At 50.0% G+C, this 15018-nt stretch carries 11 protein-coding genes, 1 tRNA gene and 1 pseudogene; 6 read left to right on the forward strand and 7 right to left on the reverse strand.

Features of this window, described 5'->3' with window-relative positions; genetic code table 11:
• Positions 1-47 precede the first annotated feature (47 nt).
• A tRNA-Met gene (locus AYK82_RS17620) sits at positions 48-124 on the forward strand.
• Positions 125-279: 155 nt separating this feature from the next.
• On the opposite strand, the gene AYK82_RS17625 is transcribed toward AYK82_RS17620, so the two are convergent.
• From AYK82_RS17625 to AYK82_RS17635, 3 genes are all read right to left on the reverse strand, one after another.
• Positions 280-2013, reverse strand: a complete 1734-nt coding sequence (locus tag AYK82_RS17625; RefSeq protein ID WP_068319125.1) for a UvrD-helicase domain-containing protein — start codon at positions 2011-2013, stop codon at positions 280-282.
• Between the two features lie 82 nt (positions 2014-2095).
• A complete protein-coding gene (locus AYK82_RS17630) occupies positions 2096-3916 on the reverse strand; it encodes an ATP-dependent nuclease (protein ID WP_068319128.1) in 1821 nt (606 codons plus the stop codon).
• Positions 3917-4170: 254 nt separating this feature from the next.
• On the reverse strand, positions 4171-5328 hold the full coding sequence (locus AYK82_RS17635) for a hypothetical protein (protein ID WP_068319130.1): 1158 nt from the start codon (positions 5326-5328) through the stop codon (positions 4171-4173).
• 359 nt (positions 5329-5687) lie between these two features.
• On the opposite strand from AYK82_RS17635, the gene AYK82_RS17880 reads away from it, so the two are divergent.
• The gene (locus AYK82_RS17880; protein WP_082734035.1) at positions 5688-6293 is read left to right on the forward strand and encodes an integrase core domain-containing protein; all 606 of its coding nucleotides are present in this window, start codon (positions 5688-5690) and stop codon (positions 6291-6293) included.
• Positions 6294-6324: 31 nt separating this feature from the next.
• Here AYK82_RS17880 and AYK82_RS18450 read toward each other — a convergent pair.
• Positions 6325-6543, reverse strand: a pseudogene (locus AYK82_RS18450) (IS6 family transposase); the annotation flags it as partial.
• Positions 6544-6933: 390 nt separating this feature from the next.
• Here AYK82_RS18450 and AYK82_RS17645 point away from each other — a divergent pair.
• The gene (locus AYK82_RS17645) at positions 6934-8046 is read left to right on the forward strand and encodes a GlxA family transcriptional regulator (RefSeq protein ID WP_068319133.1); all 1113 of its coding nucleotides are present in this window, start codon (positions 6934-6936) and stop codon (positions 8044-8046) included.
• Here the strand turns inward: AYK82_RS17645 and AYK82_RS17650 are convergent.
• Complete coding sequence (locus AYK82_RS17650; protein ID WP_082734037.1) at positions 8043-9248, reverse strand: diaminopropionate ammonia-lyase; 1206 nt, start codon at positions 9246-9248, stop codon at positions 8043-8045. The genes AYK82_RS17645 and AYK82_RS17650 overlap by 4 nt on opposite strands.
• A gap of 253 nt (positions 9249-9501) precedes the next feature.
• Here AYK82_RS17650 and AYK82_RS17655 point away from each other — a divergent pair, with 253 nt between their 5' ends.
• The 3 genes from AYK82_RS17655 to AYK82_RS17665 are packed head-to-tail and all read left to right on the forward strand — an operon-like array spanning position 9502 to position 11922.
• Positions 9502-10032 carry a 2,4'-dihydroxyacetophenone dioxygenase family protein gene (locus tag AYK82_RS17655; protein WP_068319137.1) on the forward strand — a complete coding sequence of 177 codons (531 nt, stop codon included), beginning with the start codon at positions 9502-9504 and terminating at the stop codon, positions 10030-10032.
• A gap of 4 nt (positions 10033-10036) precedes the next feature.
• Positions 10037-10762: an SDR family NAD(P)-dependent oxidoreductase gene (locus AYK82_RS17660; protein WP_068319140.1), complete on the forward strand. Its 726-nt coding sequence runs from the start codon at positions 10037-10039 to the stop codon at positions 10760-10762.
• Positions 10759-11922 (forward strand): pyridoxal phosphate-dependent aminotransferase, encoded by a 1164-nt coding sequence (locus AYK82_RS17665; RefSeq protein WP_068319142.1) that lies wholly within the window; start codon positions 10759-10761, stop codon positions 11920-11922. The genes AYK82_RS17660 and AYK82_RS17665 overlap by 4 nt, the downstream gene beginning before the upstream one ends.
• A gap of 1343 nt (positions 11923-13265) precedes the next feature.
• On the opposite strand, the gene AYK82_RS17670 is transcribed toward AYK82_RS17665, so the two are convergent.
• Together AYK82_RS17670 and AYK82_RS18670 are read right to left on the reverse strand one after the other, a co-directional pair.
• The gene (locus AYK82_RS17670) at positions 13266-14567 is read right to left on the reverse strand and encodes a thiamine pyrophosphate-dependent enzyme (protein WP_156453426.1); all 1302 of its coding nucleotides are present in this window, start codon (positions 14565-14567) and stop codon (positions 13266-13268) included.
• Positions 14568-14776: 209 nt separating this feature from the next.
• Positions 14777-15016: an integrase core domain-containing protein gene (locus tag AYK82_RS18670; RefSeq protein WP_425272581.1), complete on the reverse strand. Its 240-nt coding sequence runs from the start codon at positions 15014-15016 to the stop codon at positions 14777-14779.
• Between the last annotated feature and the right edge of the window lie 2 nt (positions 15017-15018).

Raw genomic sequence — 15018 nt, forward strand, 5'->3', positions numbered from 1 at the left:
CACACACACACTTCAAATTCAAACAAACACAAAAAGCACCAGATTGACGCGGGGTGGAGCAGCCCGGTAGCTCGTCAGGCTCATAACCTGAAGGTCGTAGGTTCAAATCCTACCCCCGCAACCAAGAATTAACCCGTTAAGTCAACGATTTAACGGGTTTTTTGTTTCCAGCATCACGATCTCATAATCAGCTCTGGAAGCAGTATGGAAGCAGGTATTTGTTTTAGTCATTGACTGTAGTCGCGGAACTCAAAGCGGATTCGAGTTTATCGCCGCTATCTACGCTTCCACCAACGGCTTTGCTTTACTCGGACGTACCAACAGAACGAAGCTACGTGCTCGCGTAATCCCAACGCGGAGCAGGCGACGAGACGGTGCGAAGTTGGGTGCTTCATGATCAAGAAGGAACGGGCTTGAATACAACCCTTCGACCAGCACTATCCCACCAAACTCTTTTCCCTTGGATTTATGTATGGTCATCAGAGAAACCCCTTTGGGATCAAGCTCATGACCGATGAGCCTCTCCTGATCAAGCACACTACGGATCAAACGCGCCGCTCCTTCATAGGTTGCACGCTCCGACCAACGCTCTGCAAGCGTTGTAGCCAGCGTGTCGGATGCACGGAATAGCCTGACCATCCGAGCATCCTGAAAGATTACTTTCAGATCTTTATGTGCTAGAAAAGCGCGTCTTACCGCCTTCCAGTCAGCAACTGGATCACCGGACAGTGTGGGAATAGCCGCAAGCGCCTCTTCAAAGGTTCGAGGTGAGCCCCGTGAGAGTTCTTTGCCGTTCGCCACCCTTGCTTTCGAGTTTCCAAAGCGTGTTGCCTTCTTACTTGCCGCGTCCGCGCCTCGCCCTCCGTACCGTTCGCAGAAGTCCTTCTTAACTAGAAAATAATCTTCGATCTTGGAGTGCATATTCATTCTTGCAGAAGGTGTGCCCAAGGACTTGTATTCCAACGCCCCCGCTATAGCGACCCCTGCCGATGCTGATAGTTCCTGATCCCAAATGATATTATGTGGGATTGGCTTCAAATCGTTGCCATTATAGGCATGCGGCACCTCTAGAATATCCGAAATTTCTGCCACTAGGTCGTTGCTGCGCGCAAGAACGGCGACGGTAGGGCTATCGATTCCTCGTTTGCGCAAGTTCCCAAGTGTCGCAGCAACGGCGAAGTGTACGGTTGCCGCGAACTGGTTCTTATAGTCGAACCACAAAGCCTTGACGTCCTCACTCTTCGGAAGCGGGCCTTTTCCAGTTAAGATGCAATCGGCAATCACAAGAATATCGCTGTCCGCGCTACGATAATTGTCGTCGCGGAGGTCGACTTCACGAAGCGTGATCGTGTTCTTGAGGATATCCAGTCTATCCGCTCGTACGCCAGGCCGAAACGAACCTTCGAATATCCTCTGTTCGGAGTCGGCCAAGAATAAAGTTTGTGTTACAGCACTTAGTTGCTGGACGAAACGCCATTGGTCATCATCAGAATCCTGAAATTCATCAAGGATGACCAATGGGAACAATCGTCCCATCCATGTACGCAGATGCGTACTGCCTTCTAAAAGCTCGGCTGTAGCAGATGCAAAGAGATCAAAGCAGACAATCCCGTCCTCCACTTTGAGCCGCTTGCTTTCCTCTGCCCAATCCCCATCAAACTGTGTGCGCCGCGCACCTTCCTCAGATGGGGGCATCATCTTCAGAGGGCGTCCTCCAAGTAATCGCCCGTGACAATGCAAAATGTCCCAGCAAAAGGAGTGATAGGTTCGCACATCAATGCGCTTCATCTCGTCCTTGGTGAGAATTTCACGGCAGCGCCTAAGAATTTGTTGCACGGCTGCGCGAGAAAAACTCAGGAATAAAATACTTTGGCCGGGTGAAAGTGTATCCAAAATGCCTTTGCACTTCAAAAGTGCGAGCGTAGTCTTCCCCGAGCCCGGTCCGCCGATCACAAGCGCATGACCATTTTCATCTATGACCGATTGGCGTTTCTTACAAATTTCAAATGCCATATCTTAAATCAGATCCGCGATATCTATATCGTGTGGGTCGAGGTCGCCCAAGTTGCTGTACGTGTCATCATCACTTGTTATGTTATCCAGATTTTGATAGTGCAATGTCAGCGGCGACCTTTTTGAGGAATTGTGTTACCGTTACTGGCATCTCTTCCAACGTTTCACATTGTTCAATCAGCAGGGCGGCAAAACCCGAACCTTTCTTAGCCTTAAGGACAGCTTTGGACAGAGCAATTACTTCATCATCAAGTGCTGCAGCCTTGAGATACCCTTTGTCGGTCGGATAGTCGGGATGTTTAGCAGCTAGTTTAAGAAACCTCCGATGTACAGAAACAGGTACTTCGGCAGACAGCAAGTCTTCGGTGCCTGTGTAGGCACTCTCAAAATTATGGTGATAGGTGTCTAGATTGGCAGTTTGTGTGGCTGTCCACATTTTCTTGGGACTATCGTGAAAAGCGAAGGTATTTTTTTTGAGGGCTCCAAAGAAAGGTCCCCATTTGGGGATGTTGGACTGTGCATCCGCGTCGAACACGCTGACCCCCATCAAATCAAGCGGGGTGTAAGCCCCCGAGTTGTCGAGTGCTTCATACATGTAGCTTGCTGCCGCCAGCATCTTGGCTTCTGTATCGCCTTCCGCCACGATCACTCCTCGTGCAAGCACCGCCTCGGCAAGCTGCCTGCGATTGGTGCGCAGGACGCTATGCTTAATGATATCCGTCGGGACACCATCGGAGGAGAGCGCACCATCCTCGCGCGAGATGGCCCTTACATTTGCCATGTCGAACTCTTCAATTACGTATGGAGAGTGCGAAGTGATGATGGCCTGTCCCATATTGCCGAGCAGATAATTGGCAATCCTGCGCTGTGCATGGGGTGGCAAGGCAATCTCAGGTTCTTCCATTGCAAATATAATGGCACGATTACCCCTCAAATCAGCGATATGAGTTAGCAGCGCAAAAACCAACGCGTTCACCGCGCCCGTCCCCAGCCGATTAAACGGGACGGCATAATTGCTACCCTCGCTTTTCAGGAAAAGCTGGACGACCTCCCGCAAGTGCTCTCGTGTCAGATCAGAAGCATAAAAGCCGGTTGCATCAGTGTCTGCAGACAAGCCGACGAACTGTGCTATGCGATCCTTGATTTGTGCTTGAATGCCTTCGAGTTGAGGAATGTCACCGATAGGCGGGGTCAACGAACTTAGTTGCTTTAACGTGCTTTCCCACATTGACTCCTTTCCAGTGTCGCCGAGTCGTAGGATCGTATCGAGAAGCGATCCACGTTGTAAGCTAAGCGCGCGGCGTCCTGTACGCAGTGTTCGCAAGTAAATGAAACCGCACTGCGTTTTCCAGTTTCGGGGAAAAAAGCTCAGTCCTGCAAAAGGCTTACCGTAGTGTTCATCATCTTCGCCAAGCTCTTCCACAGGATGCGCAAAATACGTCGTCCCGACAAAATCATCCTCCTTGCGGTCATAGTATCCAATGAAGGTCAGTGGCAGCGCACGGACTACATCTTCACCATCGGAAGCTTCCGGGATAGCGCCTTCTTCATCCACAAAACCGCCCTTCATATCACTCCAAGGACGTGTTTTTGAAAAGAGTTTCTTCTCCATCTCTTCGGGTAGATGAAGCAGGACCACATCAATCTTAATATAGATCGGATTTCCGTCGTCGTCGAGGTAGCGGCCTGCGTGGAAGTCATGCTCATTTACGATAGGTCGGCGATAGGCGCGCTCAGGGCCAAGGACAAGTTCCAGCGCTTCACAAATCGTCGACTTGCCCGCATTGTTGCCACCAACAAGAAGTGTGTGGCCTTGAAAATCAACGGAGCCTTTCTTGACGCCTCTAAAATTTTTAATTTCTAGTCGTCTGACAATGAGCGGCTTTTGCTCTACTTCTGACATTGAAGAACCTATTGTTTTCTTAATTTTGTGAAAGCTACTTTAAATTGTTCCATTTTTCGCACAAATTCTTTCGTAAGGGAAGTATGAATAAACAATATACTGGTTATTTAATGCAGTTGTTTAGTGCTGGTTATTGGTGATAATTGTATTGCGATTACTAACATGCTGTAAATTTCTATGTTCTCAACTAATATGTGTATTTTATGCCAACGAGAAGGGCAGTCTTGACAATCGAACAGCTATTTAAGGACCACTCACCACCCCATTCTCTTCTCCGCCCGTTGTAGGCTTTTCCAGAATGCTTCATCGGGGTGATCGATTTTGTTTTGCAGGGTCTGGGCTATTTGGTCGGCAAAATCCTCGCGGATTTCGCTTGCACTTAAATCAAGCAGGGCAGCAAGGCTGGCAGCGTTGCCGGTGATTTGCTGAATATGGATTTCTTGCTGCTGCTCTTTTATCGTCTCTTTCAGCTGGTCTCGGGTCAGGCCCGCCTGATAGCGGGAGAGCTTTTTGCTGAGCGCCGCGCTTACCGCCTCCCAAAGAGGGTGGTTTGGCCACCTTGAGAGATTGCTATCTCCCTTCAAGGGCGAAACATAGCGTGTTGTGTTGATAGCGTCCTTGTAAACATCGCCAATGCCATACTCGATATCGGCAAAGGTGCGCAGGTTCCAGTTGTCCTTCAGTTCTTTTTTGCCCGCTCGTAGCTCAACCCGCCAAATACTCTTAGTTTTGTCTTTTGGGTCAATGCCCCAAACTTTGAACCAGAAGGGCTTCTTCTTGGTCAGCGCTTCAAGGCGCTTGTCGTACACACAGATTTGCCGACCCGGCATCTTACCAAGCGTGACAGATTCAATTTTGCGGCCACAAAACACGAAGTTATCGCCTTCACTGGATTGGCGCGTTTTCTTAGGTGGTGCGCTCTTCTCAAAATATGGGCGCACCTTGGTTTTGTAGTGGGCGACAAAATGATTATGGCTCAGCTCGAAGTTTGCGGGCATGAGGAAGTCAAAGGCGAAGTCTACTCGCCTTATGCTTTCTTGCCCGAATGTGGCGTCCAGATCATGTAGGCGCTGATAGATTTGGAAGCGCGCCTGTTCAAAGTTCATGCAGACGAGGGCGCTGGCATGAAGCTTAACGGCTAAGTTCCATTCGGTTGTGTTTGTGTTGTCTTTAATGCTCCAAAGCTCTCCATCTGGGCCGGTGTCCAACAAAAAGGCATAGCCACCTTTCAGGCCCGTTTGGCGTACACAGCCGCGCACACGGTCACTATTCAAGCTGACGCTTTGGTCTTTCTGTTCTTTTTGTGCGACTTCTTTTGCTTCACGTAGCTGAGCCAAAACGGTTTCTGGTAAGCAGCCGACAAAGGTGATTTCTATACTGTCAAATCCGGCATGTACGAGTTTAATCTGCATGGTTTACGCTGGTCCACGATTTTGTATTTCTAGAGGGGGGTGTTACAAAGACCCCCCTTCTTCGACAGCGCTGCTGTCGTTCGAATACGCAATAATTGTTTAGGGAGAGAAGGAGAGGGGCAAAGCGTTGGGGCTGAGCCGCCTTTGCTATGCAAAAGCCCGGTGATGTATGCCGGGCCTGCGAAACGTGCTTGGTTTTATACCGCCTGAGCGGTATTGAAGACAGCAAGGCTGTCAGCCCAAGCGATGAGGTCGCGGCGGCGATAGCGCACGGAGCGGGCAGAAACCTTAATGTAGCGCGGTCCGCTGTATTGACCCAGTGAGTTCCTGCTCATGCTACAGTGAGGAAAATGGTAGCGATGAGTGAGACATTGGAAGACGGTTTCAAGCGTTGGACAGCGAAGCGCAAATCGGCGCTTGTTATTGAGATCCTGCAGGGCAAGACGACGGTGGCCGAGGCTAGCCGTTCTTACGACCTGTCCCCTTCAGAGATTGAAGGTTGGGTAGAGGATGCGCGCAAAGGCATGGAGAATGCTCTGCGTACCAATCCTTTGGATGTTCGCCAGCAGTACGAGAAGAAGCTTCGAGATCTGCAAGAAGCCTATGGAGAGGCCATGTTGGAGCATGCGCTGATTGCCCGGTTCGGCACCCTTGGCAGGGTGGAGAAGCCGTTTCTTCTCAGAAGCGACAATGGTTTGGTTTTTACCTCGCGAAAATATACGGCCCTGGTCCGAAGCTACGGTCTGCGCCAAGAGTTCATCACACCATATTGTCCGCAGCAGAACGGCATGATGGAACGATTGATCCGGTCGCTGAAGGAGCAATGCGTTCATCGCCAACGCTTCGAAAGCCTAATCCATGCCAGCCGAACAATTGCTAATTGGGTTACGTTTTATAATGGCTTGAGGCCTCATCAGGCTCTTGCAATGAAGACACCTAACGAGGCATACAAATTAGCGGCATAACTTGAGCAGAAATTGCTGGGTCAATACAAGTTGGCCGGCCCCGCCTGATTTTACCAGCAAAATAACGCCCAAACTTGTTTACCCAATCCCGGATCGTCTCGTAGGAAAGTACTATTCCCCGTGCGGCCAGCAGATCTTCAACATCTCGCAGGCTCATGGCAAACCGGTGATAGGCCCAAACGGCGTAACCTATAATGCTGCGAGGAAAACGGTAACCTTTAAGAGCGGGAAATACATTAAGTTTAAGCATGGCAAATAACTACGCGATCTCAAAGCGCTCATCAACTTGACAGTGCCCCCCGACGCTGGGTGGTTTCATAGAAGGCTTTAACCACGCGCGCCAACAGCATTTCCTTCACATCGCGCGTGCTGGGCGAAAAACGATGGGCGAGCCAAACCGCGTGAGCGAAAATTCACTGCAGCATACACCGATGCTTGTAACTGGTCCAAGCTGCGTTCATCCGCCTTTGCTATTCTAGAATTCTGGACCAAAAGCTAGCATAACAACACAAATTGGATGCTGTATTCAGGTTTACGTGACAACGCTTGCAGAATATGCATTGTATATTTGCGACAATATTTAGTACGCTTTTGTCTTGAGAATTTACAGGCGGAACGAGTTGAAGGGCGATGTTTGGGCATGACAGCAGGTTTCAGGTACCACGATAATGAGCAGACACTGTCGAGCAATGTTACTCCTGAGCTTGATGTTGGTATCGTGTTGGTCCCCAATTTCTCGTTGCTGTCTCTAGCGAGCTTTTGCGATCCCTTGCGACACGCTGCCGATGTTGCCGATTGGAGCCGACAACACCTGTGTCGATGGACTTTTCTGACAACAGATAACCTGCCAGCTACGTCAAGTGCTGGGATCCCAGTAGCCCCTTGGGAGAACTTTGGTGATCGCTTTGATTTCGACTACCTTATAGTGATCGGCGGTCGGCTTGATGGTGTGGAGCTGGTTCCACCAGAATTTCATGAGTATTTACGGGAGGCGCATCAAAGGGGGGTGTCTTTGGGTGCTGCCTGTTTCGGAACGTTTGTTTTAGGTGATGCCGGTTTGCTCGATGGCAAGCGCTGTGCCGTACACTGGCGAGATACAGGGAAATTCAAAGACCGGTTTCCTAATGCCATTCCAGATTCCGGAACCTCTTATATTTATAGCGACGGCATCTATTCTTGTTCTAGCGGTGTATCATCGATGTATATGTCCTTGGCGCTTGTCGAGCGCCACTGTGGACGTTCGCGTGCGCTCAAATGCATCGATTTCATGTCCGCCAGTGTACAGCTTGAAAACCTCCCGGAGCGACCAGCCAATTACACCGATCTAGAGATATCGGGAAACCGAAACCTCGAACGAGCGGTCTCGCTCATGAACCATTGGATGAGCAGCAATCGAAAAATTTCGGAGGTGGCGCAAGAGATCGGAATCAGTCGCCGGCAGCTCGAGCGAATATTCGATGCCCATACCGGCGTATCGCCCATTGTGTTTTGGAGAAGACTTCGCCTCAGTCATGGACGGTGGGCACTCTCGAATACCAGTAAATCAATTACCGAAATTGCCTATGAGTGTGGCTTTTCCGATGCCTCTCACTTCTCGCGCTTGTTTAAAGCTTCTTATAAAGAAAATCCGGGTAGCTTCAGGAAATCAAGCCAGAGCGCGTCAACAATGATGACAGAGACGCCAACGATCGAAACGAAAAATCTCTTCGCACAGGTGGGCGCCCAGTCGACCGTCAAACCGCCGCAGGATTAAGATAGGCCGATACCCGTCAACACTTCATAGCGTTCTGGATCAACGACACCTTCTGTGCCGACAATCACGACGCGGCTCGACTGATCTAGACCCATTAGTCGCCGAGTGGCAGGATCATGAGCTGCGTGAATGATCGTCATGACGGTAGACATGGTGGTCTCACCGGTGATGATACCTTCTTTCTCCTTAAGAAGGCTAAGAGCGTCAGCAACGCCGTCTTCGCTGACAGATGAGAAACCAGTAGAAGCGTAGCGCAAGCCCGGCCACGTTTGGAAAGACGTGGAGCCACAGGCTAGTCCGCCCATAACCACTTCATCATCAACCTGCAGGACAACGGGACTTTCCAAGCCCTTGCTACGAAACATTGATGCGGTAGGCTCCGCTTCGACTGGAAAGAAGTCTGGTGCTTGTTTGCCCCAGGCTCGCACGAGTTCCATGCAAACCCCAATGGCGAGTATGCCTGCACCGCAAGGTACGAACACATGGGTTGGTTTGGGTGTACCAGGGAACGCTTCGACAAGTTCACGTCCAACTAAGGAGTATCCTGCCATGATATCGAGTGGTGTCTCGGTATCACCCGTGCTTGCAAGTGCAGAGACGATTTTCCAGTTTTCCTGCGCCGCAGCGTCTGCTGCAACTTTATCGACGGCGAGATAGTCGCCATCCACAACCTCAACCTGAGCGCCAGCCTGTTTGAGCCTTTGTATTCGGCCTGGGCTAACCCAGGAGGGAACAAAAACCACAGCCCGACAACCAAAATGCTTCGCGCTCCACGCCAGTGCAAATCCATGGTTACCATCTGTTGCAGAGGCGACTGTCAAACCAGCTACAAGATCGCGAAACCCACCATCTATAATATCTTTAGAAGAAGGCTCGGGTAAACCTGTGCGCCGGTGTATTTCCTGCGCCAGATAACGATAAACACCATATGGGGTACCAAGCATCTTATAGCTTTTGGTGGGCTGGCGATCGCCCTCATGTTTCAACCAAAGGCGTCCTAGATCCAGTTCGTGGCACAGCTGGTCAAGCGGAATGAGCGGCGATGCTTCATATGCTTCCCATGACCGGATTTCTTCAGCTGCGGCGTCTACGCTACTCTGAGGTAAAATACTATCAAATATAGGTAGTAGCTGCTGGGCATCGGCCCGTTCCAGATTGGGGCGATATGCCAAACGCCCCCCGAGAGATTTCGCTGTCGTCACGTCCCACTCACATTTTCGTCAACCGAGTTATTACTGGCATGTTTCTTTATTTGAATCTGTGCTTCTGGCTAGTGTTAGATGGAGTAGATGCGACATTTATTCCTGTATTCTCAAGAGGGTAACTGGCTTTCCAAGCCATGAAAATGTTGTTTCTTTCATGCAATACAACATAATGTCGCATTTGTTATATCTCCTTGACCGGAGATGCGAAACCCTAGTGGCTATACAAACAATGCAAATTGGGAGGAGCCCCATGCCACTAGTAGAAAAAGATGAAAACCCGCGCGTGCCGTACCAGCACCCGATGCCACAGGATGCTTTGCCTGAAATCGTTATTCCAAGTGCTCTTAGTGAAGATGACCCCCGCATGTGGGTTCAACAAGCAGAGCATGTGTTCTTTCGTCCCTTATGTTTGAACGTCAGCCAAGGTTACTGGATGAACCTTTTGAAGGTGACTAAATCAGGCGTGCTGTCACGTCACAGGCACCCAAATGCGGTTCACGGTTTTGTGCTAAAGGGACGCTGGCACTACCTTGAACATGAATGGGAAGCGCGCGAAGGCGGCTATGTGTTTGAGCCACCAGGTGAGACGCACACGCTCGTTGTTCCTGATGATGTAGAGGAAATGATTACCTACTTTCAGGTAAATGGCGTGATGTATTACGTCGACCCGGAAGGCAATCACCTCGGCTACGAAGATGTCTTCACCAAGATTGACATGTGCCGAGCACACTTTGAAAAGGTTGGCCTAGGTGCCGATTATGTAAAGACGTTTATTCGGTAAGCTGATGAGTGATGTAACCTATAATTTTCAAGGCCGCGTGGCAGTTGTAACCGGCGGCGCAGCCGGCATAGGTGCTGAAATCGCACGTGCCTACAGTGCAGCTGGGGCGCAGGTTTCTGTTTGGGATATGTTCGAACCGAGTGATGACACCCATTATTGCAAGGTGGACATAAGTGATGCAGCTCAAGTGGCAGCAGCGCGCGACAAGACCTTGGAGTCGTTTGGAAAGATCGACTTCCTGTCTCACAATGCAGGGTTTGCTGGATCAACGGTGCCAGTTGTCAATTATGATCAATCCGAATGGCAACGCATCATCAATGTGAACCTCGTTGGATCGTTTCTTCTTGCTCAGGCCATAGTACCCGTCATGCAGCAGAGTGGTTATGGCCGGATTGTGAATATGGCATCTTTGGCAGGCAAAGAGGGTACGCCAAACGCATCAGCCTACAGCGCGGCAAAGGCCGGCGTAATTGCGTTTACCAAATCGCTCGCTAAAGAGCTCGCTGAGAGTGACATCCGGGTCAACTGCGTTGCACCAGCTGCTGTTAAAACCGCCATCCTTGAGCAAATGACGCCCGAATTCGTGCAGACCATGATCGATAAGTCACCGATGAAGCGCCTTGGGTATGTCGAAGAAGTGGCTGAGCTTGTCATGTGGCTTTCATCAGAAGCTTGTTCGTTCAACAGTGGTGCCGTCTTCGATCTATCTGGTGGGAGGGCAACCTATTGACGACTTTGGCTATTGACGGACTGCAAAGCAGAGCAGTCGAGGCAGCCCCGTCTATTACCCGGATACTCGCTAATGCGTCTATGAATGTGAATGGCTTGATTCCACTTTGGTTTGGTGAACCGAATGTACCGACACCGCGGTTTATCTGCGATGCTGCTGCACAATCCCTGTCCGCGGGCGAAACCTTTTATGCGGAGGGTTTAGGACGGCCATTCCTGAGGGAAACGATCGCAGAATACATGACGGCACTCTATAACCAGAAAATCGGTGCCGATCGCATTGCTGTGACCGTGTCTGGTGGAAATGCGCTTAATCTAGCCTTTCAGACAGTGCTTCAAGAAGGCGACCGAGTGGCGACACTGACACCGGCATTTCCAAATTTGCTTGCAATTCCTCGCTTGCAGGGCGCAAATCTGATTACCCATGAGCTGGAACTGAAGGATAACTCTTGGTACTTGGATGTTGACGTCTTTCTCGAAAAGACACGCGACGCCAAGGTGGTGTTGATCAACTCACCTTCGAACCCGACCGGTTTCATGCTTGAGCGCTCTGAAATGGAACGCATCATGAAGGTTTTTCGTCAAAGAGGGACTTGGCTGATATCTGACGAGGTGTATGCACGGACAGTCTATGATCGGAAAGTTTCACCGTCATTTCTCGACGTTTGTGAACCTGAAGACCGATTGATTGTGATTAACTCATTTTCCAAGGCGTGGGCCATGACGGGTTGGCGTCTTGGTTGGTTGACCTTGCCGCCTAGTCTAACTCCGGTGGTGGAGAAGATTGAAGAGTTTTCCGTTGCCTGCGCTCCGGTGTTTGCTCAGCGCGCCGGTGCTGTTGCCATCCGGGAGGGGGAGGACTTTATCGCCCAGACCAACCGCAACTATCAAACTGCCCGTGACTTGGTGTGTGAGGCTTTTAACCCATTACCGAACGTCCTCAACCCACTACCGCAGAGCGCGTTTTACGCCTTTTTCAAAGTCGAGGGCGTCACAGACACTGTATCCTATGCACGCGAACTGATTGACACCGTCAAAGTTGGGTTGTCGCCGGGTGAAGCCTTTATGATGTCGGAGCCTGGTTGGTTCCGTCTTTGCTTTGCACAAACACCAGACACATTATCGGACGCCTTGGGCCGGTTGGTGAAAAAGTTCCGATAGAACCTTTTGGCCTGATCAATCGGAATATCAATAGTCCGCTTTGGCCTGTTGGAACTGATTGGTCAGGCTTGAGGGTAGTGCCAATTTATTTGAAAAGCGTTGCTAAATGTCAGCTTTGTCTAAGTTTAGGTTATCATTTCGCCCGCATAGTCAGCCCACAGGACAAAAGCATTAGATCTTGCATGACGGAGGGATTGGGAGGAAAGCATTAAGCGGCAAAAACGGAAGATACTGTTGATATAATTGTGGTTGGCGAAAAACCGTTACGCTTGCCGGATCAACTTTAAGTGGCCTATGATCTTCTATCTATGGCAGGCAAGTTTCTCGATACCACTTGCAAACCTTGTTGCGTGAAAGCTTTGCCTTGTAGCCGACTTCGTTCATGGCTGCTTGGATTGATAGGTTAATGTTATGCGGAAGTACCTTAGGAAGCTTGTTTGTGCGAGCTAAGCGTAAGGGGTCGCCTAGTCGGATCTCATCAAGATGTGTTGTATAGGTGAACGTGTTTTTACATTCCCAATGACCACTGGGCCTGCCAGCTACACCTGAACGTTGGTTGACTGGGTATTGCGTACAGATTTCTGCATCAGAACCTGTGTGTACGACTTCCCATCGCCCTTTCAGCACATGTGTACTCCCAGGATACACAAGGTATGAACGCCCATTTTTGCTAAAATATTCGTAATGCGTTCCTTGGCTTTTGCTCCAAGACTTCGCTGTTGTGTCGCGAAAGACATCTCTATACGCATAGGTTTCCATAGTTTTCTTGGAAGAACTGATCCGTTTAGAAAAACATTCATCAGATTTGTTGCAAGTGCTTTGACTTTGACAGCCTGTCAGAGCAATTGTAAGTAATGAAATTAGCAAAAGTACACGCACCACAAAAAATCTCGCCGCAATTTTAATTTAACAATATAGTAGATACAACTTTAAAAAGTACAATGATAAAATTCCCCAGAACTTGGCTTGGGAAACGAGAGTCACCTTGCTGCTCGACTTCTCATCACGAACTGCTGCAAAGCCCACCGTCGTCTTGAATGCCGGAGTGAGATCGCGACACGGGCGTCTTGCAATGTAAATCTCCTGTTCTTGGCATCATGTCGATTGTAGGAGCAAATTCCATATGTGCTATATGCTCAGGTTTACCGAACCATTTCGACTGCCAATGTCATAGGACGGCGAAAACCGACCAAGGTCCCGTGTTTCAGATCGGCACGTAGCATTTGGCGCTGACGCGTATCCCTGAAGTAAGCCACGGCTCAGCAGCCTAAGATAAAAGGCAGGAATCTGTGCTTTCGCCTTCCTGCCTTTTTGGGTTGCGGCCATATGGGCAGCGCCATGCACTAGTTGAAGTAAGGAAGCCCCATCTTTTTGGCAGCTTCAACCCAGTTCGGAACGAACGGCACGATTTGATCCTGAGAGGGAACCATCATCTCAATAAAACTTGCGCCTTCGTGTTCGATTGCTGCGCGCAGTGTATCTTCAATCATGTCTTCTGACGTAATTCTTGCCGTTTTGAACCCAAAGCCCTCCGCGATCTTGAGATAATCAACCGCTCCAAAGTCCGTGCTCCACGGCTCGTCAACACCGTCTAGTAGAATAGCCTCGCCTCGAATCCAACCGTACACATCATTGCGCGTCAGGATGATAGTGATGTTTTTTCCGCTGCGTTTAAGCGTTTCCATATCACCTATGACAAAGGCAAACGAGCCATCTCCGGTAAAGGAAATAACTGGGCCATCAGCCGCGTAAATTGCTCCCAGTCCAGCCGGTACGGAGTAGCCGAGCGCACCCATGGAATAGTTGGTGATATAGCGGCGGCCCGCTTCCCTGACTGACAGAAGGGCGGATGGGTAAATTGCGCTTACACCTGGCTCTGAGGTAACAATCCCGTTCGCTGGTAAAATCTTGTCCAAGGCCTGCGACAGCTTAACCGGTGACACCGTACCTTTGGGCATCTCGATGTTGCTGTTAAACACAGCATCAAGCGCTGTACGTTTCATTACTGTCAGATCTAGGGGCTCTCGATCCAAGTTAAGGTGCTCTGCTTTTATAAGGGCCACCATGTATTCAAGTGAAGCGCGTGCATCACCGACCATACCAACCTCAACCGGGAAGTTATTGCCGACATGCGCCTCCGCAATATCCAGATGCATAAATGTTTTGCCAAAGCGGTCGCCATAAAGCTCCCAATGATTGGTCGAGCTCGAATCTGTATTGGTCCCGACAAAGAATACCACATCCGCTTCCTTTACATAGGAGTTGGCGTATTCCATACCACCTCTTGCGCCAATCACACGAAGCGACAAGGGGTGAGTTTCCGGGATTGTGCCTTTGCCCGGCGTGGTTGTTCCAATTGGTATCTGCAACAGCTCAGCCAGCTCTTGCAAAATATCTGATGCCTTAGAAATGAGTCCACCTTGACCGGAAATAATCACCGGTCGTTTCGCATTTAACAGCACCTCGATCGCCTTGCGGATTTGAGCGTGATCTGCGACTGGGCGATGTGCTGGGTACTCACAGTAAATCGGCTCGGCATATAGATCGGAAATCTCAGCTTCATCGTGGAAGATATTGATCGGTACGCGGATATGTACAGGTGCCGGTCGACCCGAAGTTGCCACTCTAAAAGCGCGGCGCAACATAAAGGGGATTTCCTCCACCTTTGTAATTACAAAGGATTCTTTGCAGATGCTGGCATACAGTGCCGTCTGATCGATACCAGTTAGCCCATGCTTTTTGTCCTGATTGATTGGGATGTCAGAGCTGAAATAGATAACGGGCACCGAACTAAGGAAGGCTTCCGTTATGCCAGGTGTACAATGGTGTATTGACCCAGCAATTTCTGCTCAAGTTATGCCGCTAATTTGTATGCCTCGTTAGGTGTCTTCATTGCAAGCGCCTGATGAGGCCTCAAGCCATTATAAAACGTAACCCAATTAGCAATTGTTCGGCTGGCATGGATTAGGCTTTCGAAGCGTTGGCGATGAACGCATTGCTCCTTCAGCGACCGGATCAATCGTTCCATCATGCCGTTCTGCTGCGGACAATATGGTGTGATGAACTCTTGGCGCAGACCGTAGCTTCGGACCAGGG

This window comes from Polycladidibacter hongkongensis, assembly GCF_001561995.1.
GTDB classification, from domain to species: Bacteria; Pseudomonadota; Alphaproteobacteria; order Rhizobiales; family Stappiaceae; genus Pseudovibrio; species Pseudovibrio hongkongensis.